15 protein-coding genes are annotated in these 23,045 nt (G+C 36.0%); all 15 read left to right on the forward strand.

The window, feature by feature from the left end; genetic code table 11:
- The first annotated feature begins 6 nt into the window (after positions 1-6).
- Positions 7-900: a hypothetical protein gene (locus tag BM086_RS14245; RefSeq protein ID WP_092327954.1), complete on the forward strand. Its 894-nt coding sequence runs from the start codon at positions 7-9 to the stop codon at positions 898-900.
- Between the two features lie 486 nt (positions 901-1,386).
- On the forward strand, positions 1,387-1,578 hold the full coding sequence (locus BM086_RS14250) for a hypothetical protein (protein WP_092327956.1): 192 nt from the start codon (positions 1,387-1,389) through the stop codon (positions 1,576-1,578).
- A gap of 100 nt (positions 1,579-1,678) precedes the next feature.
- Positions 1,679-2,557, forward strand: a complete 879-nt coding sequence (locus tag BM086_RS14255) for a tetratricopeptide repeat protein (RefSeq protein ID WP_092327959.1) — start codon at positions 1,679-1,681, stop codon at positions 2,555-2,557.
- A gap of 1 nt (position 2,558) precedes the next feature.
- Positions 2,559-3,341: a hypothetical protein gene (locus tag BM086_RS14260; protein ID WP_092327962.1), complete on the forward strand. Its 783-nt coding sequence runs from the start codon at positions 2,559-2,561 to the stop codon at positions 3,339-3,341.
- Complete coding sequence (locus tag BM086_RS14265) at positions 3,326-3,718, forward strand: HIRAN domain-containing protein (protein WP_092327965.1); 393 nt, start codon at positions 3,326-3,328, stop codon at positions 3,716-3,718. Before BM086_RS14260 ends, BM086_RS14265 begins: the two co-directional genes overlap by 16 nt.
- Positions 3,719-3,821: 103 nt before the next feature.
- Positions 3,822-4,490 (forward strand): hypothetical protein, encoded by a 669-nt coding sequence (locus BM086_RS14270; protein WP_092327967.1) that lies wholly within the window; start codon positions 3,822-3,824, stop codon positions 4,488-4,490.
- A gap of 233 nt (positions 4,491-4,723) precedes the next feature.
- The gene (locus BM086_RS14275) at positions 4,724-6,145 is read left to right on the forward strand and encodes a hypothetical protein (protein WP_242952218.1); all 1,422 of its coding nucleotides are present in this window, start codon (positions 4,724-4,726) and stop codon (positions 6,143-6,145) included.
- Between the two features lie 180 nt (positions 6,146-6,325).
- Positions 6,326-8,056 carry a phosphoadenosine phosphosulfate reductase domain-containing protein gene (locus BM086_RS14280; protein ID WP_242952219.1) on the forward strand — a complete coding sequence of 577 codons (1,731 nt, stop codon included), beginning with the start codon at positions 6,326-6,328 and terminating at the stop codon, positions 8,054-8,056.
- A 1-nt stretch (position 8,057) separates the two neighbouring features.
- On the forward strand, positions 8,058-8,927 hold the full coding sequence (locus BM086_RS14285) for a DUF4007 family protein (RefSeq protein ID WP_092327970.1): 870 nt from the start codon (positions 8,058-8,060) through the stop codon (positions 8,925-8,927).
- A gap of 11 nt (positions 8,928-8,938) precedes the next feature.
- Positions 8,939-12,523 carry a hypothetical protein gene (locus BM086_RS14290; protein ID WP_092327973.1) on the forward strand — a complete coding sequence of 1,195 codons (3,585 nt, stop codon included), beginning with the start codon at positions 8,939-8,941 and terminating at the stop codon, positions 12,521-12,523.
- A gap of 9 nt (positions 12,524-12,532) precedes the next feature.
- Positions 12,533-13,675: an aminotransferase class V-fold PLP-dependent enzyme gene (locus BM086_RS14295; protein WP_092327976.1), complete on the forward strand. Its 1,143-nt coding sequence runs from the start codon at positions 12,533-12,535 to the stop codon at positions 13,673-13,675.
- Positions 13,676-13,679: 4 nt separating this feature from the next.
- Entirely contained in the window at positions 13,680-15,380 is a 1,701-nt protein-coding gene (locus tag BM086_RS14300) for a hypothetical protein (RefSeq protein ID WP_092327979.1), read from the forward strand.
- A 12-nt stretch (positions 15,381-15,392) separates the two neighbouring features.
- Positions 15,393-16,889 (forward strand): hypothetical protein, encoded by a 1,497-nt coding sequence (locus BM086_RS14305; protein WP_092327982.1) that lies wholly within the window; start codon positions 15,393-15,395, stop codon positions 16,887-16,889.
- Between the two features lies 1 nt (position 16,890).
- Positions 16,891-22,221, forward strand: a complete 5,331-nt coding sequence (locus BM086_RS14310) for an ATP-binding protein (RefSeq protein ID WP_092327985.1) — start codon at positions 16,891-16,893, stop codon at positions 22,219-22,221.
- A 2-nt stretch (positions 22,222-22,223) separates the two neighbouring features.
- Complete coding sequence (locus BM086_RS14315; protein WP_092327988.1) at positions 22,224-23,045, forward strand: hypothetical protein; 822 nt, start codon at positions 22,224-22,226, stop codon at positions 23,043-23,045.

Genomic DNA, 23,045 nt, shown 5'->3' on the forward strand with positions numbered 1-23,045 from the left:
GGCATTATGAAAAATCAATATGTCGGAGATGTAGGAGATTATGGAAAATACTCTTTACTTCGGGCTTTTTCTGAATCCGGAGTTAAAGTGGGAATAAACTGGTATCTCACAGAGGACGATGGTTCTAATGATGGGAAGCACATCAGCTATCTGGAAAAAGAGGATATGAGAAGGTATGACCCTGCAGTTTTTGATGCCTTAAAAAAGCTTGTTGATAATGGCGATAGATCTGTTCAGGCTGTGCAAGATGCAGGGATTATTTCAGACGCATTATACTTTGATGGACTTCTTAAGATTCAGGGAAATCCGCCAGAGAAAGAGCATCGAAGAATCACCTGGTTTAACAAAAGCATGGGGGCGTTGGATGGAGCTGATTTAATCTTTATGGATCCGGACAACGGTCTTATGGATAATAATGATTATCTGGCTAAGGATGCCGACAAATATATATTCCCCAATGAGGTGAAAAGATACTATAACGAAGGCTACAACGTTGTTTATTACTGTCATAAGGGCAGGAGAACCTATACTCAGTGGGATGACTATAAGAATGTGATGTTTGATAGGATTCCGGATGCAAAGCCAGTTATTCTTACTTTCCATAAAGGAACGCAGCGTTCATATATATTTTTGATCCATCCAAAGGATTTTGTAAGGTATAGAAAGATTATCGAAGAGATAAAGAGACGCTGGCGTAATCTCTTTTCTGAGGAGTTTACAAATAAAGGAGATGTTGCAGGAGCTCCTTCAGGTGAGAAGATGACAGTTACTAAATCAGATGGAACAGTCATTACGTTGGAAATAAGGGCGGATGGGCAGATTCAGATGAAAAGCACTTCACGACCAAACGAATACAGAGTACAGTCTGTGGACCTGTTCTGCAGAGAAATAGGATATTAAAAAAGTACCTCCACCGGGAGCCTGCCGCAGTGAAGGTACCTTTACCTTTTTGAGATAAAACTAAATACAGATTTCTAAGACTTCGTTGCGATTGTTACGGAGTCTTTTTTGTATTGCGACACAATATATTGTACTTTTTGTGGTGGAAGATGCCTTGGAGACCACATCATATAGTTGTCATTTTTATGGGACTTTAAAATATTTATACTGTGATTAAGAAAAAAAGATATATGGGGATGAGTTAGTCAGCGTAGTTGTTCGGAAAGGATGTGGGCTTATGAACAGACTCATTTACTGGATAAAGAAATGCATCTATAGAAACAACAGATTTTGCAAACACTTCTGCGTGACCTGCGAGTTTTATGAAGTCTGTAGAAGAGATGGGGAGCTTGGATAAGAAATCGAATGAAAAATATAAGTTGGGGTAGGGGATGATCATATATCATTTCCTGCCCCTGTGCCCTTTTAAGGAAGGAGATTTTGATTATGTTTTTTGGAAATAATAAGAAAGACAAAGATGTAAGGCTTACAGATAAGCAGTATAAGGATCTTGTAGGTGGTATGAGCAGGAAAGAACGCAAAGAATTTGAACGCCGTCAGGATCAGTTTCGCAGGGATAGAGAAGACGATAGGCTTGAAGCTTGGTTGGATTTTGAAGATGAGATGGATGACATGTAATACGCAGGTCTCCTCTCAGGCGACCTTTTATCAGAACCAACCTTGTACAATATGGGAAACGGTAAATGATATAATTGTTATATCGTATTCGGAGGTCATTATGACAGTAAAAGAAGCAAGAAAAATAGTTCAGGATTTCAATGAAAACAAGAGAATAACTGATGAAGACGAGTTCATGTTTATAGAGGCAATGAACTTCCTTATTGAGGAAGAAAAAGATCCCAGGGACATGATGTGGCTTGGTGGTTACTACTATGAACTTAAGCGCTTTGATCTTGCACTCAAATATTACGAGATGGCTGCAACCATGGACTATGACGAAGCATATGAGTGCCTTGGTTATATCTGGTACTATGGCAGGACCGGAGAACGTGATTACAAGAAAGCCTTCGAGTGCTTCTCCAAGATGATGGACAAGGGCAATCTTGTTGCTGAATATAAGGTTGCTGACATGTACAAGAACGGTTACTACGTCGATAAGGACCAGAATAAGCATGAGAGCATGATCAAGAAGCTCTATGAAAAGGTCCAAAAGTGCGACAATGTTTTTGATCCGGTACCGGAAGTGTATACCAGACTTGCCCGAATCAAGACTGCAGAGGAAGACGTAGACGCAGCAATCAATCTCTACCTGAGAGCAAAAGACTGGCTTGCTCAGAGAATCAGGTTTAATGCCTTCTTTGGTAATCTCAATATCATGAAATGGCTTATTGATGACCTCTATGAGCTTATAGAGTTTGATGAAGAAACCTTCGATTTTTATGATCTTTATTATCTTCTGAAGACTCCTCATAAGATCAGATTCTTTTACGATGACAAAGAAATGCATCTAGAATCAGAAATGGAGGGCAATGAGTGTGTTGTCTGCTTCAATGGCAAGTGGTATCACTCACGCGATGACTTCTTCAAGGATGCTGCAGTAGATAATGTAAAGCTTACATCAGTTTACCGTGACCTGTATGGATTCGAGGTGATTTGAAATGGATGAAATTATAAGAGGCGAAAACACTTCCTATGCCAGATATGAGGAACTGATTACACGAAGGGATAACCTTAAGAAAGAGGCTTTTCAGTATCATAGGGCCTACGTCAGAGAGTTTGGGGACCTTATCCTGGACGTCTTCAAAAAGAAGATAGAATGCATTCAGAAAAAGAAGACAATTGAATATTGCCAGGCTGCTCTTAACCATGGCAAAGCTGTTGATCAGAAAGCTATGAAGGAATACCTGGAAAAAGAGATGGCGGAGTTTAAGGCACAGCTAAAGGATATGGTAAAAGAGCATGAAGAGTCTTTGAAGGATGGCACTATTACTGAGAAAGATGCTCTTGAGATAAAGAGAATCTACCATAGGCTTGTTAAAAAGATACATCCGGATATCAACCCTGCGGTATCTGAATCACATACTCTTATGGATCTCTGGAACAGAGTTGTTATCAGCTATGACTGCAATGATCTTAAGAGCCTCCAGGAACTGGAAGTGCTTGTTAACATGGCTCTTGAAGAGATGGATATGGAAGGAACTGACTTTGAGATTCCAAATATTGACGAGAAGATTGCTGAATTTGAGGCGGAGATACTTAAGATTCGCGAAACAGACCCTTATCAGTATAAGTATCTGCTAGAGAATACAGATTCAGTTGCAGCAAAGAAGACTGACCTTAAGGAAGAACTGAAATCCTATGAGGATTACAGCAACCAGCTCGATGAAATCCTTGAAGGTATCATGGGAAAAGGAGTTAAGATTACATGGCAAATGAATTAGTAGAGAAAAAAGAAAGTGCTGTTGCGGCAATAGAAGGACATGAACTTGGGGATATCATTAAGCCTCTAATTAAAGAGATCCATCTTTTCGATTCATATATTGCCGGGACAACACACCTAGAAGATAGTTCTGTGCTTGAGAGTATCAAGGTGGGTGATGTGCTTACCCTTCAACGTGAGGAAAACAAATTTGATAATAATGCGATTCTTATCCTAAATGAGGACAAGAAAAAGCTAGGATACGTTCCTGAGAAGGATAACATAGTATTTGCAAGACTTATGGATGCTGGGAAGCTGCTGAAGGCAAAGATAACACAGATTAACCAGAAAGGATCCTTCAAGCAGATAAGTGTGGGAATATATTTGGTGGATTTTTGATGAAAGATTTTTAAACTATTCTAAAAATACTGTTAAGCATGCCACAAGTACGTGGCGGAGTAATACAATAGGGATGTGGTTTAAAGCTTCTTAGGAGGTTGTCATGAATACTTTGGATTATTTCATAAATAACAAATTGGATGCAGCATTACTTTCAAGTAAAGAGTGTGCTAAATATGTTCAAAGCTTTGTTGAAAAGTATCCGCCAGAAACGATACTAGATCTGTCTCTTGATGATTATATGATTTCAAAGGCTGGCTTTGGAAATCCTAATTCATTTTGCCGGACATTAAGGTATGAGATGGATATTATCGGACATATGGGCAATGTTTGGTTTGATGTCTTTGGAGTATATTTAAATAATGGCGTTGAAATTAAGTTATCAAAGACGTTTGCAAATCAATTTGGTGATGATATTGAAGGGGCTTTTATACATATTAAGCAGCAGATTGTTGGATTGATAAATGCTGGTAAAACTGAAAATCTGAAGGCTATTGAGCAATGCGAACTGAATAATGCTTTTAAGTATAAATTGTTGACAGTGTACTGCTTTGACCAATATATTCCGGTTTCAACACGTAACACGTTGGATGAATACTGCTCCAGAGTTGGGATACGTTTTGATTCAAGAGAAGAGCCGATTTATCGAAATGTTGCTTTGAGAGATTTTATGAGAGAACATCCTAAAATGAAAAATTGGAACAACAGCGTGATGATGGGATTTTGTGATTGGCTATGGAGAAGCGATAAGAATATAAGCTCAGATATATAAATGAGAAATAGTATTATTGGGGGGCAGCTTTAAAGATTATCTTCTTTTGAGCTGCCCTTTTTAGGACTTTGTTTGCTTTGTTTGCTTTGTTTGGAAACCTAGGGAGGTTTTTGGGACACCTAATTTGTCAGAATAGGATTATGAGGATTATGAGGAAGTGGGCTTCAGGATGATTCAGGATGATTTAGGATAATCTAAAAATCAAGGGAAAACAGATAAAAAGGTGGGACTTTATGGATATTACAACAAAGAATAATACATCTCTGAATTTTGCAGATGTTATAGCCATGATAAATGAGCAGGCTGGTTATAGTTCTCATGGAGAGCAGTATGACATTGTGTCAAAAGTAGCATATCTCCTGGGCATACATAAAAGATATTTTGAGAATGAGAACGAACCTCCGAAGCTTGAAATATATAAGAAATTAGAACTTGATAAAAGAGCGCGTATAATAAGAAATCTTTGTATTCTTAGAACTCAGATGGAACATAATTTTCTAAAAATATGTCAGGGAATTCAGCAAGAGGGCAGAAGCATCTTAGGAATGCCCGAATATATGCCTATCAGTGCTATGCAGGCGCTTTCTGATGATGGTATTGAGATTTATGTGCATTTGAAGGATCCTACTCCATATCTTGTAAATCTGAACAAGAATATAAAGAGCAGAATAAACAATTGCAGAGATCTCTTTCCAGAATGGCTTAATTGGGATTATCTGTCGGATATTTTTATTATGCCGGATGGTTTAACTGAAGAGGGAACAAAGAAAGCAGCAGCATTCTACTATGAGAATATGAATTATTATCCGTATAAGCAGTACCTTAACTGGCCTGCTCAGGATGAAGGAAACATTCTCCTTAACGATAAAAAGTTTGTGACCTTATTATATCAGTGGAATAACGATGAATTCAGAAATCTGAGTTTTGTTTCTGATGTAAGTGATAGGACCAAGGCAAATATATATGATTTTATAGAAAATAGCGAAAAATGCGTATTTATAGTAGACTGTGAGAATTCTGATCCATATAGTTTATGCGCTGCTATTAGAAACTTGGAACCGGAGCGTCTTAAGAAAATCGAAAAGATAATTCTGTTCGATGATGTTCATGCTGCCTCAGCATGGGAATTGCTGGGATCTTACATTAATATCCCTGTAGAGTACATTATGATTGAACGTCTTAAAGATAATAAGTCTTTAGCTGATGTAAAGGTTACTGCTCGTACTTGTAGGGAATTTTATGCAAATAATGTAGATTCCTTTGTTCTAGTTTCAAGCGATTCAGATTACTGGGGACTTATGGAAGAACTTCCACAGGCAAAATTCCTAGTAATGGTAGAACATGAGAAGTGCAGCTACGCACTTAAAGAAGCTCTTATGAAAAATGATATCTTCTATTGCTACATCGATAGTTTTTATGCTGGTGGAGCAGAAGAAATCAAGAACGAGGCGATACAAAAAGAACTTGCTAGATCGATTAAGGCATCACTTGAGCTTAATTTATACAGCCTTATGACGGACGTGCTTGGCAGGACAAGGATTAGCATGAATGATGATGAAGTGAAAAACTATATTAAACGCAAGGTGAAGAACCAGTTGGAGATTGAGGTTACAGATAATGGTGATGTGGAGCTGAGCTACCGCGTTAGAAAGTGAATAGTAAGAGAAAGAGATCATTCCTTTAACTAAAATTGGGAAATTGAAAATATGGAGTGAATTTATTCTCTTACGCTCAAACTTGATTATAATTAATCTGTGCGCTCACTGGGTATCTATGAATAACGTTACTTTTTTAGTATCATAGAAGGGTATGAAAATGATAGGAAGAGAAAAAAGATGATTGAAAGAATATGCCCTAAATGCAAAGTGCCTATGAATGGTGCAAAGTGCATAAATACTAAATGTGGACATCCTACGGAGAATTCTTCTACCATATATTGGTGTGACCATTGTGAAGTTCCGATTTATGAAAAGGAATGTCCTGTATGTGGAAAACAAGGTAAATATATCGCAACAGATATTCGTCCAGTGTTTCCAGAGGAAAACATTCTAATATCAACGTTGATATCAGGGGATCCTTTTAAATACCAGAAGGATTCTGTTTGGTATGGCTCAAATGTCTATATTATCAACGGGAAGAAGGTAAAGTTTTCAGTTAGCAAAGAAAATTCTAAGCCGATAGAAGAGATAAAAAAAGTCAAAGACATTTATGATGAAGCTGTACAAGACTTAAACTATGAATACTTTGATGAGCATATTAAAAAGTTCATATCTGCAAATGCTGATAGATACAATTATATTACTGAAGAAGCTATAAGTTTTATCCAGAAATACACAGATAAGTATAGCATAGATGACATGATGGTTTCTTTTAGTGGAGGCAAGGATTCCACTGTTACGTCACATCTTGTGAATACAGCTTTAGGAACAAACAAGGTTTTACATATTTTTGGCGATACTACGCTTGAGTTCCCATACACAATGGAATACAAAAAGAGATTCAACAAAAACGAAGAATCTATGGGGGTTAGGATACTTACAGCTAAAAATAGAGAAAAGAATTTTGAGGATCTATGCAATGTTGTTGGGCCGCCAAGTAGAGTAATGAGATGGTGCTGTACTGTTTTTAAGACAGGTGCTATCCAGAAGACCATTTCATCAGCGTTTAAAGATAAGACTAATATTCTTAGCTTTCAAGGAATCCGACATAGTGAGTCTATTAGCAGAAGCAAGTATGAAAGAGAAAGCGAAAGTCCGAAGATAACTAAGCAAACAGTGGCATCACCGATTATTGAATGGATAGATTTTGATGTATGGCTTTACATATTAACCACAGGAATAGATTTTAACTATGCATACAGATTGGGATGGACACGAGTGGGATGCTGGTGTTGTCCTAATAATGGTGGTTGGTCTGAATATTTAGCAAAAGTACATATGTATGATCAGTACGTTCATTGGCATGATATTCTAGTGGCATTTGCAAAGCAGATTGGTAAACCAGATCCGGAAGATTATGTTGCTGAAGGTGGATGGAAAGCTCGTCAGGGAGGAAATGGCCTTGAGGCTGCACAGAAGTCTATTGTGACTTTTGAACCATGTGCTACAGATGAGAATGCATTCAATTATGTTCTTCAAAGGCCAATAACTGATGAATTCTATGAACTTTTTAAACCTTTTGGATATATTAACAAGGAACTTGGAAACAAGAGACTTGGAGAAGTTTATGTACTTAATAAGAACGGAAAAGTGGTACTTATTCTTCAAGGAAGAATGGGAAGTACTAAGCTTAAGGTAACTATTAAGGACACAAAGATAGCTGGTTCGAAGAACCTGGCTGCCGCTGAAATGAAAATACAGTGTCAGCTCACAAAGTATCAGATGTGTTTGGGCTGTAAGGCTTGCGAGGCTGTATGTAAGCATGACGCTATAAGCGTTAAGGATGATGGCCAAGGCAATATCAGCTATACGATAGACAATGATAAGTGCGTTAGATGTACGGAATGTGTTGGACATTTTAATGCTGGATGTTATATGAGAAAAGTATTGGGAATAAAGAGGGCTTGAAATGGCTGCAAATAAGATAAAGATTAGACTTCAAGGACATGAGAAGTTTGCCCTTCGTGAAGGGTGGCTTAATAAAGGATTAATAATTGTAAAAGAGAAACCTGGGATTTTTCAGAGTGAAGAGGCTCCGGATGTATTTGGCATAGGAAACAACATGGTAAAGTCCCTGAGGTATTGGCTTAAAGCTTTTGGGCTTATAACCGAAGCACCAGGAAAAGGAGCGAGTCTTACCAAGATTGGAAATATGATTTATGAAAATGATCTGTATTTTGAGGACGTTTTCACACTTTGGATTTTACATTCCAACATTGCAAAGAATGTTGAAGAGGCAACATCTTGGTATTTGTTTTTTAACCGTTGTCAGATTGATGACCTTAATAGGGATCAGATCCAACAAGTACTAAAAAAGGAATTGGATAAGCATGTTGAAGGAGCAACATACTCTGAAAACTCGCTTAAAAGTGATGTTGATGTTCTTTTGAATATGTATTCAAATGCAAAAGAGATATTTGATCCAGAAGATAAGAATATATCTCCTTTTTCAGAACTGAAATTGTTAAAGAAGATCGATGGAAGATATTCAAAGACACATGCTGATAAAAGGATAATCAATGAGTGGATTGTGTTGTATGAGCTTGCCAATATGTTTGAAGGTAGAGAATCCATATCTATCGAAGAGCTGACATCCAATGAAAATGGCCTGCAGAAGATTTATCAGATGACATTGGTGATGATCAATGACTTTTTGGATAAGCTAGATGCACTTGGATATATTCATGTTGATAGGACAGCTGGACTTGACATGATCTATAAAGTTAAAGAGTTTAATTCAATGGATGTTCTGGAAGAGTATTACAAGAATAAGAGATAGGACGTGTGAAAATGAGTATAGATAGCCTTAAAGAAGTTGTGGGATTTAACAATAATTTCAAAACTGCAATTAATCTATATCTTAGCCTTAACAAAGGGGAAAAGGTATTAAGCTATATCCCAACTAAGTCATCATTATTGTTTCTTAATGATTATTTAGAAGCGGTTTTAAATAATAAAGAGCAGGCGACTCTGATGATTGGCCCATATGGAAAGGGAAAGTCACATCTGCTTCTGGTTATGTTGGCAGTGCTGTCAATGGAAAGAAGTGTTGAGAATGACCATATTATTTCTGAATTAGAAAAAAAGTTTAGAGCAGTGGATGAGATAGGAGAGAGAGCTGCTGATAACATTAGAAGAATTTGGGATAAGAAGAAAAGATTTTTACCAGTTATCTTAAATGATTCGAAAGGAGACCTTAATCAAGTATTCTTGTTGGCTCTTAACGATGCGTTAAAAAGAGACGGGCTTGAAGACATATCTCCTGATACTTATTATTCGCTTGCAAATGCAAGAATTGAGGAATGGGAGACAAATTATCCAGATACATACAAGCACTTTGTGAAAGAACTCCAAAAATGTGGCAGAGAAGTGAAGGGATTACGTGCAGAACTTAAGCGCTTCTCAAAGGATGCATTAGATGTATTTGTACAGATATACCCAAAGATAACTGCAGGAAGTGAGTTTAATCCATTGGCAGCTTCTGATGTTTTGCCCTTATATAAAAGTATTAGTGAAAAACTAGTAGAGGAATATGGATATAGCGGAATCTATGTGGTTTTCGATGAATTTAGTAAGTTCATTGAAGGGCAGGATAAGGACAAAAGCTCAGTTGGAAAGAATATGAAGCTTCTGCAGGATATCTGTGAGCTATCGACAGATTCGCAGAATGCACAGATATTCATTACAATGGTTGCTCATAAGAGTATTAAGGAATATGGAAATTACTTATCTCAGGAAATAATAAATGCATTTACTGGAATTGAAGGCAGAATTATAGAAAAGTTTTTTGTTACATCATCTAAGAACAATTATGAATTGATCAAGAATGCGATTGTTAAGGATGAAAAGAAGCTTAGCACGGTTATAGAATACAAGAAAGCTGTAAGCGAAGAGAGCAGACAACAATACTATCAGATTCCTGCATTTAAGAGTAATTTTGATGATAAGGATTTTGATAGTACTGTCTTAAAAGGCTGCTATCCGCTTAATCCTATTACAGCATATCTTCTGCTAAACATCAGTGAGAAGGTTGCTCAGAATGAAAGAACATTGTTCACATTTATTTCTAATGATGAGCCTAATAGCATGGCTAGATTTGTTATGAATCATTGCAAAGAAGATTCATGGTTTGTCGGTGCTGATCTCATTTATGATTATTTTAGTGGTTTGTTCAAAAAAGAAGTCACTAATGAGATGGTTCACAACGTGTGGCTTGGAGCAGAATACGCTATTTCTAAATGTGACGACACTGAGGCGATCAAGCTGATAAAGGCATTGGCCATACTGCTTATAGTTAACAAAGATGAAGAAATGCCTGCGAGCAACAAAATACTTTCGTTATCTGTTGATGTTTCAGATGCTAATAAGGTTATTACGGAACTTTTAGAGAATAAGATTTTATACCAAAAGGGATCAACAGGGACCTTTGCATTTAAGACAAGAGCTGGCTCTGCGTTGAAAACTGAAATAAAGAGGCAGAGAGATCTGATGAGTGGGTCTGTTGACTATTCTCATGCTTTGTTGAGCATTTCAGGAAAGTATTATGTACTGCCAAAACGTTATAACACTGAAAAGATGATCACCAGGTATTTTCAGCATGAATTTGTTGATGTAGATACGTTTTTGAATGTTAATTCTGAAGATACATTGCTTAATGGTACTAACGCGGATGGCAAAGTTATTACCTTATTTAGCCTGAATAATGCTAATCAGGATAAGGTAAAGAAGCATGTTAAAGATCTTGCGAGTGAGAGACTGGTATTTATTGCACCAAGTAAATCAATCAAAGTAGAAAAAAAGCTTCTTGATTACGAGATAATCCAGGAACTACGTAATAGTCATGCGTTTGTTTCTGATAATGAAATATTGAACAGAGAATTACCTTTGTTAGAGGAAGATTTGACGTCAGAAGTTGAGGACGTCCTTAATGATGTTTATTCAGCTGATCAGAGCAGAGTGTACTACTATGCTGATGGTAAGGTTCATGAATTGAGCGGTGGAAGAGAGGAAATGGCAGTTAATTCTTGCTGCAAGAATCTGTTCTATAAGTCGCCAGTAATAAACAATGAGCTTATTAATCGTTCATATATAACTACAAGTCAGACTAGAAAGGCAAGGATAAACATAATAGATGCTATTCTGAGTCACAGAGATACCGTGGATTTTTATTCTGGAACAAATCAGGAGGCGACAGTATATAGATCTCTTTTTGTAGTAACAAAACTACGGTCAGGACAGGAAAGTGATGACTTAAAGGAAGTCATGGAAAATATCCATGATTTTATAGAAACAAGTAGCGGAAATAGGCAGTGCTTGAGAATTCTTGTGGACAAACTCAGTTCAAAGCCATTTGGTATTAGAAATGGAGTTATTCCAATTTATCTTGCATATGCGTTTGCTCAGAGAAAAGAAGATATCGTTGTTTATTTTGCAGACAAAGAAGTCCAGATTTCAGCTGATATTATTGTAAATATGTGCGAGAAACCAGATGATTACGATTTGTTTGTCTCGAAAGAAGATATAGAAAAGGAAAAATATATCAATAATCTAAAGCAGCTTTTCTCTGTAGAAGATAGCAAAAATCTTTCTGATAATAGAATTAAAGATATTTTTGTGTGTATGCAACGCTGGTTTAGGGCCTTGCCACAGGTTAGTAGAAATCTCGTTGAAATGAATGAGTATGTTCACGATGAAAAAATATCTTTTGCCATGAAGATTCTTAAGAGAGAACTACAACAAGTTGAGTATAATCCCTACGAAGTACTGTTTGCTACTATTCCAGAGCAGCTTGAAGTAAAACACTTAGATGAGGCCTATAAGATTATTAAAGATAGTGTAAGAGCTTATAGCGCTTATCTGCCATGGATTCAGGGGCAGATTGTAGATTATATTTATAATTGCTTTGGCGGAAAGAAGAAACTTGATCTATATCATTTACTAACAGAGTGGTATGAAAAACAAAGCAACACCTCTAAGCAGGGCCTTCTTGGTGGTAGAATAAATGCCTTTATGACATGTATCGAAAATCTTAACGTATATAGTGATGTAGATGTTGCTGTAAAAGTAGCTAAAGCAGTAACAGACGTATATGTTGAAAATTGGACAGATATGTCCTACAAGGACTTTACTAAGCGCATAATTGAAGTCAAAGAATCCGTTGAAAAAATGGTAGATGCAAGCAATGAAGGCAAATTGAAATTATCATTTACAGGAAGAAATGGTAAGGAAATTGAAAGGTATTATGATCGGGTTAGTGAAGGAACGGGTAGTGTCCTAAGAAATATCCTCGAGGATACGCTTGAAGAATATGACGACCTAAGTGTAAATGATCGAGTAGCTATATTGCTTGAAATGGTTGAAAAAATAATAGGGTAGGTACTAATTATGATTTATCTGGATAATGCAGCTACTACTTTTCCGAAGCCGGAAAGCGTTTATGTTGCCATGGATAAAGCGAATAGAGAGCTTGGAATAAACGCTGGAAGAGGCTCATACAAATTGGCAAGGGAAGCAAGTGAACTCATAGCGGATACCAAAAGGCGATTAAGAGATATTGTCCACGCAGATATAGATAGTGCTGTAGTTTTTTCTCCTTCAATAACTGTGGCATTAAATCAAGTCATTCATGGGATTAGTTTTAACAAGAATTCTATAGTTTATGTGTCTCCATATGAGCATAACGCAGTTGCAAGGACTATTCACAATGTTTCTGAAAAGATTGGTTTTAAGGTTAAGTTACTGCCTATTGATTCAGGATACGAGATTGATCTTGATAAAACAAGATATGAGTTTTCAAAAGAAAAACCATCAGTTGTAATTTGTACACATGTTAGTAATGTGACAGGATACATACTTCCTATTGAGGAAATATTTAGAGAAGCTAAGAAATATGAAGCTATTTGTGTTTTAGATTCCGCTCAATCGTTGGGGCTTGTACCTATAGATGTGCGAAATAATAATGTTGATATCTTAGCTTTTGCTGGGCATAAAACGCTTTATGGACCATTTGGAATAGGCGGATTTATAAATGTTTCTGGAATTGAGCTTGAGGAATATATTACCGGTGGTACAGGAAGTGATTCTTTGAATCTTGATATGCCGAATCATCCAGAAGGAAAGTATGAGGCGGCTAGTAATAATATAGTGGCAATAGCAGGATTAAATGCTGCATTAGAAGCGCTGGATGTAAAAAAGAATTTTGAGCATGAGAGGAAAATAACTGAGTATTTAATAAGGCGATTGCAGACAATAAAAAATGTGCATATGTATTTGCCTAATGATTTGGAGCAGCATGTGGGTATTATTTCGCTTACATTTGATGGTTTGAAGTCTGAAGATGTAGGAATGATTTTGGATGAAGATTTTGATATAGCTGTAAGAACTGGATTTCATTGTGCTCCATATATACACGAATACTTAAGGGATAAGAGTTCGCTGGGAACAGTGAGAATCGGATTAGGTCAGTTTAATACTCAATATGATATTGACTCAATTATAGATGCGCTTAAGCAGATTGCGGAGGAATAAGAACATGGATTCAAGAACTAAAAGGTATATAGCATATTTGAATTCGCTGCATAATTATAATGCCCAGAATGAAAATGCATTTGGAGAAAAAAATGTAGGTAGCGAATTTTTTAAGGAAACTGTAGTTGAAATTGGCCTTTCAAAGTATATAGAGAAGTTTTTCTTGAATGATGAGCCTCACATTATCATTCTTTCTGGCCATGCTGGAGATGGAAAAACAAGTATCATGTATGAGGTTTTGAGAGATCTTGGAATCGAATTTAAAGCATATGAAAAAGAAAACGAAGTTACTTTGAAAAGCGGCAGGCAGTGTTGCTGCATAAAGGATTTTAGTGAGCTTTCTGATGAAGAAAAAGTTGAAACGTTAAAGAGAGTGCTTGAATACCCAGCAGGTGGTAAATTTGTATTTATGGTTGCTAATACAGGACCACTTATTAATACTTTCAATCAGATATATACGGAGAATCAAGAAGAAACAGAAAGCAAAATCATAGAAGCTCTTGATGAGAATAGTGGGAAGATTACAGATATAAACGGAAAGTCAATTCGGTTGATTAACGTTGCAGGAGTCGATAATACATATTTTGCCAAAGAATTTCTAAATAACCTCATTAAGGATGAACTATGGGAAGACTGCAGTCATTGCGAAAAGAGAGATTTTTGTTTTGTGTACAGAAATCAGAGGTTAATTAAAGAAAATAGATCGAAGGTTGAAGACTTTATCTATAAGAATTACATTTGGATGATGGAATATGGTACTAGATTAACCATTAGAAGTATGACGGAACAGTTGGCGTATATGATTACAGGCGGAAGAAATTGTGATGAGGTTAAACCTGTAGAAAAGTACAAAATGTTGTTCACGAATTTGTTTTTTGGGTGTATTGGTACAGAAGATAATCCTAGATCTGATGTTATTCTTGCGATACGCGAAACAAAGAAGAATAGATTTGATCAGAAACGCTTAAGCGCCGATGAGAGTCTTTTAATTAAACGTGACTACTCATATATATTTAGTGATGAATTTGGGAATATTATAGCTGAGGCGGAAATTGAAAACAGAAATATTGAAGGATGGGATCAGTTCTTAAGGCGAGCCTATATATTTGCGAACATAATAACTGATGAAAAGGCTTTGGAATCTGATTATAAAGATATATTCTCGAAAAATTTTGGGCGATATATAAATATTAGGGAAGGAAAACAATCTCCTGGAAGCAGTGAAAATTCTCTGGTTTCTGATGCACTTTCTATGATTTATTTAGGATCCACATTAAAGAAGGGTGGAATGAATGATATACCGCTTACAATGAGCAGAGAATCAGGTTTGATGCAGAACGTTCAGTTGATCACAGGTATGATTCCAGCAAGAAGAATGTCAGTTATAGCTGAGAAAACAAACGATAATTCATTTAATGAGGGAAAAGAAAGGTATGTAATGCGGTTAAAGATTGCTGGAGATATCTTAGATACAGTATTAACACTTCCGCTTTTGGATTATTTTGAAGAATTAAAGAGAGGGGTTGTTGTGACAAATGTTGACCCTCAATTAACACATGGTGTAGAAAGCTTGAAATCACAATTGTCTGCTATTTGTGATGATAGCATAGAAAATGTTATTGAAATGATTGAATTAACTAATAGCGGTAATAAGGATATACAGCTGGATTTTTCAAATCCTTATCACATAAAGGAAGCATATTAAGGAGATTAAATAATGGAAACATTCCCAAAAACAACGAATTTAAAAGACAATAACAATAATCTCTCAATTGCTCTGTTGGGAAATCGATTCATCCCTGATCAGACATTGTATGAATATCTAATAGAGTTTTTGTTAGTCTTTGTTTCTGCCAAAAATGAGGATTTGAATACCGGTAAAATGCGATTTCATAGAATGGATTTAGGTGAGGATTGCTCTTATTGGGTTGATCCAAGAATGGGCCTGAGAAGATTTCTTTTTTATGAAAAGACAAGAAAAAACAGTTGTATAAAATTTGATGAATATGCATATAAAAAACATGAGGAAATCCTTCTTAAAAGAATGAAGGACATTGATGATGAAAAGGCGCTGAAATATCTAGAAAGTATTCAAGATTTATTGCATGGTTATGCTGTCGTAATAAAAAAGAGATCCTGGATGGCGCAAGCATTACTACCTATATGTCCAGAATTGATTTTTAATGATGCAGCGCCAACCGAAAACAAAAGGCTTAAGGAAGTAAAGTGGGAAGAGAATCCAATTACAGTTGATACTAAGTTTGATATGACAAAGCATAACTTCTTGGCAAGGGGTGGTGAGTTATATTACTTACATTTGTTGCAGTATTTAAATGAGAATTCAGAGAAAAGAGAACATTTGGAAAGGCTTCTTTCCAATATGTTGTCTAGTCATTCAAGCAAAATATCAACAATGGCTACATTCATTCAGAATTCCTGGGAAGAAGATATGGGATTTACAAAAAAGGAGTTAGCACAAGAGTTAAAACTAGCATATATCCCTGAAGAAGCATATAAGTCTTGCGAAGAACATGCTGTAGACGAATTAATTAATTATCTATCTGCAGAGATTCATCCAATTACTAGGATTGATATTTTGGCTAAGGGGGTAATGTTCCAAGTAATGAGAATGATGACAAGTGCTGTTGCGCAGTATTTGTCTATAGAAAAAAAGCCTTGGATTATTGATATGAGAGGCAATAATGCAGATACAGTAAAGAAAATTGCAAATAAAGGATACAAGGCTATTGAGGCAGATTTTCTTACTGCTATTAATATGGAGGCTGATGAGAGGGAAATCGATAAATCTCAGCTATTTAAAGTGACACGAGATGCCAAAAAGGCATCGTTCGATATTTTTAAGGCAAAAGGGAAGGAAATGCAATGCATCATTCCCATTAAAGGCTCGTTTGAGAGGATGACATTATCAGAGGATATTATTCGCTTTTTAGTGTTGGCATTGGTCGCTCCTGGAGAGAAGATGACAGTAACAACTTTTTTGAAAAAGCTTTATGACAATTACAACATTGTTATTGGACCTGAAGAGTATAAAAAATCTATAAGTTCTCAAGATTTAACAGAATCATTGGCTAACAGCTTTAGTGACAATATGGTGGCATTTCAACAGTTTTTAAAGAATACAGGATTCTTGAGAGAATTGTCTGATGCTACATCAATTGTTGTAAATCCATATCACAACACGTTGGAGGATTAGTATGAAATACGTAGTTAACAGTTTAGTTCAGCTTATAGAGAACCAAGCACCTACCAAAGGCACAGAAACCATTATAAGAGTGGATGGATTTGAAAGCTTGGAAATATATGAGAACTTTGCAAGAAGGATTGTTGAAGCCTACAAAGATTCTGGATTGAAGGTTGATGTTAAGCTGACAAAAACCAAGATGGACTCACTTGAGAAAAACTGTGATAACACAACCATAAGGAATTCTTTAATTCAAAATAAATGGGTGATTCAGTCTGAAAGTGTAACTTATTATAGAAACTTACATGAAAGTGATCTCCTAATACTTTTAGGAACAGAAACTGAAGAAGATAAGGGCGGATTAGATAATTGCTTTACAATTACTCCAGACATTCTGATAGCTAATTTAAACAAAAATTATAATGAAATATTCGAGCTGGAAGATTGCGGTTTTAGTGAATCAGAATGTGATACGGTTGATGCTTTATTTAAGAACTTATTTGAATATGTTCCTGTTGATATTTGCAAGTTAAGTAGTATTGCGGATAGATGGAAAGGCAAATTTGATACATTACAGGACTTTATAGAACTATTTTATTCTGAGTTAAGCGAGTGGGGACTTCCAGGAAGAAAACATAACTATCCGACAGTCAGAAATATTAACTCTTCGAGGAACGTTCTTAAGTTGGAGCATGACTTTATAAGTGGAGGCATGTTTACAAATGTAAATAAAACACAATATGAAAAGTATTTGAAACAGATAGAAAAATACGGCGAGGATGAGAATAGGGAGTTTTCAGATGATTGGGAAGGCTGGAGTCAGCAAGCAATTAAATCATATGATGAACTTAGCGAGATATTAAGAGGTTTTATTATCGGAAGTGACTTCGAAAGAAACGTTGAAAGATTTCTTCATACTGACTTTGCAATAATTGAAGCTATTTTTGGCGTGCCAATTGAAAAAGTAAAAAAGCAAAGAGATACAGTAATCAAAATGTCTGGTGAGCCACTGGAAATATTCACAAGAGCGCTGCTTATTTCTTTGACTAATATGCTTAATGATGAGATCTGTGCTGATAGGATTGTATTTAACATAAAAAAGGCAGAGATTGTTTCTTGGGCTGCAAATTCTGATGAAGATGATGTTGATATTCAATTATTAAATGCTTGGAAATCTATTTGCAGGCATACAAACGGAGCAATAGAATTATTAGATTCCTATGGCTGGAGCGTGGGAGAGGATGGAATACAATTATCTACTAAACCAGAAAATATTTTTGATCCTTCATGCGCGAAACTGAACATAGATACTTCTGGAGTTATATCAGCAGCGAGTACAAATAAAACTTTGAACAAGGTGATTTTTGATGTTTGTTGCTATTCGGAAGATGATTCACATCCTGTTCAAAAACAGACTTTTCAGTGGAATTTTGAGGCTTCTTGCAGCTGGAATCATTATTTTGGAGATTTATGTGAACAGGATTTTGCAAAGGCTGATGGTTTTAGCTATATCCCGTTAACTACAATAAACAAGCTGAACCCACTGTTATTTACTAAGAGCAGCGAAGAATTCTTTGATGCTTATGAAGAAAGGGAACTAGACTTTTCGTTTAATATTTGCGACTTTGTTGATAAGAAGATTCCACAATCACACTTAGAATACTCTGCGCAATTTGATAAAGTGGGGAGAGCATTTGCTAAGTTTGCATTTGATATAGCTAAGAATGGCTACTATACGGAATTAGGTAAGTATGATTCATCTTTAAAAGAACTGATATCTTCCTATGGTAACCTTGGTGAGTTTATATCAAAAAAACTTCTTCCAGAGAATATGAAATGGATTTTGGATGCTTATATTCATTCGTTTAATATAGAAACATCCTGTGATGTCCTGGAGTGTGAAAAAGATATTGCTGCTTGTATTGTTCCACCATGGCATCCAGCAGCATTAGAAAAACTGAACGATCAAAAAATCTTTTTCTTGGATGGATGTTATGAATGGTGGCAAAATCAGCTTCAGAATGAAGGTGCTTTACTCAAAGAGGTTAATTCAACTGTAGATGATTTACTTGAGATGAGCACAATTCAAAGCTCATTAGACCTATTTCCGTCATATGATTCAAGTTATTTCGGCGCAAGGAATTCATATGATGCATTCTCTTTGTACGGTAGAAGAGATATAGAAAATACAAACAGATTGAAGGACATGATCCGCAAAGATGCTATATTTGACGATGACTTTGATTCTAGTGAAATAAAGCATTTTAATGACAATGCAAAAATGATATATGGCGTTCTTCATGATTATATGAAAGCTTTTCCTAATGCTTATAGTAATCTGAGCATTGTATTTTTGGATCCTTCCGAGCTTCAGCCTATTATTGCTGCTATTTATAGATTCGTGGATGTAGAAAAGAATAAGCATGGTGATGTAAGAATCAATATAGAGCTCAATATATTGGTAAAACCAGAGAATAAGGGTGGCAGAAACTATCTTGCTTACTGGATGGATGAAGCTTTTTCTCAGGATTCAAATGTGAATATTCATACTTACTTGAATGAGTATGAAACAAAGAATGATCTTGAAAGATTGCTTGATAGCAATAATGACATTATCTTTGCTATGGATATTTTACGTGTGGATGCGCTGAAGTTTCTTAAGGATAATGAAATTGTTGCAATTAAAACAAATGAGTGTAGATTTCCTATAGTATACAAGCCATCACCTATGTCGGAGACTTCTGTAAAGCGTAAGATAGAATTGTCGCAGCCTCAGTTTAGAGCAGCATTTGAACATACGCAGGTTGTTAGATATAGAAACAATATGGAAAATGCACCTGTGGACAAGTATATTGCTTATAAAGAGGTGAGAATTGATGATGATGCTCAGGAAATAGTGTTTTTCTTGCATACATTAGCGTATTGGGTTGTATGTATCGACAGTGGTATGGATGGAGCTCTTTTAAGAAGTAATGATTATAAAAATAGTTATCAGATAATTGGATTTAGTACTGGAAAAGGAGAGTATGGTCAGTACAATCTAACTATTACAGCTAGAAAAACTATTCTTGAAACTATAAAGAAAGGACTTGATTCAAGACTATATAAACTATTTAGATGGACTCCTGACAAAATTGAGAAAGCAGCCAAATTATGCTTAGAAGAAGCAAGTGGTCTAGATGGAATTAGTCTATTGTCGGCTATAAATCCTAAGGATAGAAACATCAATGAGTTTATGGCATATGTTTTAACTTCGCTTATAGAGAAGGAAAAAGGAACAAAAAATGCCCTTAAAATAGTTGTTCATTTGGATTCATACAAACATTGGTTTAGCGGTGAAATAGATAAGGATGATGACAATTCAATGTCTAGACCAGATTTCCTTGTCCTTGAGGCAAATACAAATGGTGATGACAAGATCGTATTAAATGCAACGATAGTAGAATGTAAGATAGCAGGATTAGCATCTGCAGATAGTCATAAAATGAAGGCTGTCGGACAGGTTCGTCATGGCATTAGAAGGTTATCACAGATTTTTGATCCTAATTCTAAGTCGGTAAAGAGAAGGTATTGGTATGCCCAATTATATAGGGCGTTAGTCTTTGCTCAGGTTACATTCTCAAATGAATCAGCAGACTTTGAGGTTATGTCTGCAAAACTAAGAGCAATACTAGACGGCAATTTTGAAATCAATTGGAATGGTAGAGTATTAGGTTTTTGGCTTGACTTAAATACTGAAGAGGAAGTTGCGACTGAATTAGAGGACGAGCCAATTACAGTCTTGGATATTCCGCAGATTCGAGTTCAAAAGTTGTTGCTTGAGAATAATTCATTGACTCAGGCAGATTATGTAGCTATTGATGAAGAATTGTTAAGGGATGAAGAGGAAGAAGAAGCTGACATTAAAAAGCGCCAGAGACTTGTAAAGAAAGAAATGGAGCAAGTAAGGAGAGAAGATAAGCGTGAACGAAAAGATGATTCTGCAACAGAGAATCATTCTAAACTTGAGTCTTCTCAAAATGATGCTCCGATAAGTGTTGGCGAAGAAGCTCCTGAGAGTCAAATTGTTGAGAAAACTCCAGTAAATGTTTCTGATACACCGGAGACTACAAGTGGGAATGAATCTGTGACCAATGAAAGCGATAATAATATCGAACAAAAAACATCTGCAACCGAAAAGATAGATGTAGCAGAAGAGGTAGATGCTAGTAGTAGAGAGGTTGTTTCTCTTGAAAACATTAGGGTTCTTGTTGGTAAAAGCAAAATGGGCGAAAATGTTTTCTGGGAATTTGGAAATAAAAGTCTTGCGAATAGACACCTACTTATTACTGGCACTTCTGGTCAAGGAAAAACATATAGCATACAGACTATGCTATATGAATTGAGTAAGAATAATGTTTCTTCAGTTGTTTTTGATTATACGGAAGGTTTTAGACTGGATCAGCTGGAGCAGAAGTTTGTTGAGTTGATGGGCGACAAAGTTAAACAGCATATCATTTATAGTACTGGAGTTCCTATTAATCCATTCAAGAGACATGAGATTGAAGTTGCGGGGATGAGTATTGTTGAAAAACCGTCGGATGTAGCTAATAGAATAGCCAATATATTCACTCATGTTTATAAATTTGGGGAACAGCAATATGCTGCTATATTTGAAGCTGCACGTATGGGAATTGAGGAATATAAAGAGGATATGAACATGCTTCATTTCCTTGAAAAACTTGAGGAGGTAAAGAGTACTAACCAAACTGCCAAAACTGTTATTTCTAAGATGACTCCATTTTTCCATAGTATAGAATTTGACCAAAAATCGGATTTTGATTGGGGCAAAGTTCTGTATTCGGAAGAACCTCAGTTGAATATTTTTCAGCTAACACTGATCGATAGAGAGATGCAAGTAGCAATAACTGAACTTATGCTATGGGATGCATGGTACTTTTCGAAAAAATATGGTAGTAAAGAAAAACCCTTTGTCGTTGTACTTGATGAGGCGCAGAATTTGTCGCATAAATCAAATTCGCCGAGTGCAGTTATCCTTACTGAGGGAAGAAAATTTGGATGGTCAGCTTGGTTTGCAACACAATCAACGAAGATTTTGGCGGATGATGAAGTTACAAGGCTATTACAAGCTGCATTTAAGTTGTATTTTAAGCCTACAGATGATGAAGTTACAAGAATGGCAAAGCAGCTTGATCCATCAGACGGAAATGCTTGGTTAAGTTCGCTCAAAGGCCTAAAAAAGGGTCAATGTATTGCAGTTGGTGAACGTATAAAGGCAAATGGTGATTTTGGACAAGTTAAGCCCACAATCACAAATGTTATCTCATTTGAGGAAAGGAATTAAGAATGGCTTCTAATGGAAATGTAAATTTTCATGAGACTTTTAAACCAGATGCTAGCTATATAGCTAGCATACTGGAGATTGCTGATGATGCGACATATTCAGGTGTACAGGAGATTTCGTCTGATACAGGCATCCCGCAAGGGGATCATAGTGGTAAAGTGGACTCGCATCTTTTATATTCTAAATATATGGGACTGATAAATGTTGTGAAAAAGCCTGGAAGTATTTATATTTCAAGGACAAATCTGGGCGAGGTAATTTATAACGAGGATCCTGGACTTCAGGAAAATCTTTCTCTTTTGATTTGTCATGGAATGTTGTCTAGGCCTATTGATGGAGCGCCCTTATGGAAGTCGTTTTTTGCAGATGTTTTGCCTAGGTACAATGAAACGATTTCCAAAGACTATCTTTTAGGTGAGTTAAATCAAATATATGATGGAAAAGTATCCACTAAAAATCTGTCTCCATTACTAAATGCGTATGACGATATGTTTTCATCGTTAGATTTGGTGGAGGTTTCAGGAGATAATGTAATTGTTAAGAAGGCAAAAATGTCTAAGGAATTTATTTTTGCCTATGCATACATATTTTATTCGCTTTGGAATGAAAAGTATCCAGATCAAGCTGAAATAACATCTATACAGATGGATGATTTGCATTTTGGACACATATTTGGTTGGGGCAAAAAAGATGAATATGAAATGCTAGAAAGGATGACCGAAAAGAGTATCATAAGACTAAATAGGCAACTATCTCCATATACTATTTATAAGTTGGTTACGCTAGACGATTTGAGAGATTTACTATTTAGTGAGTTATTCTAG

This window comes from Butyrivibrio sp. YAB3001 (assembly GCF_900112195.1).
Taxonomy (GTDB): Bacteria; Bacillota; Clostridia; order Lachnospirales; family Lachnospiraceae; genus Butyrivibrio.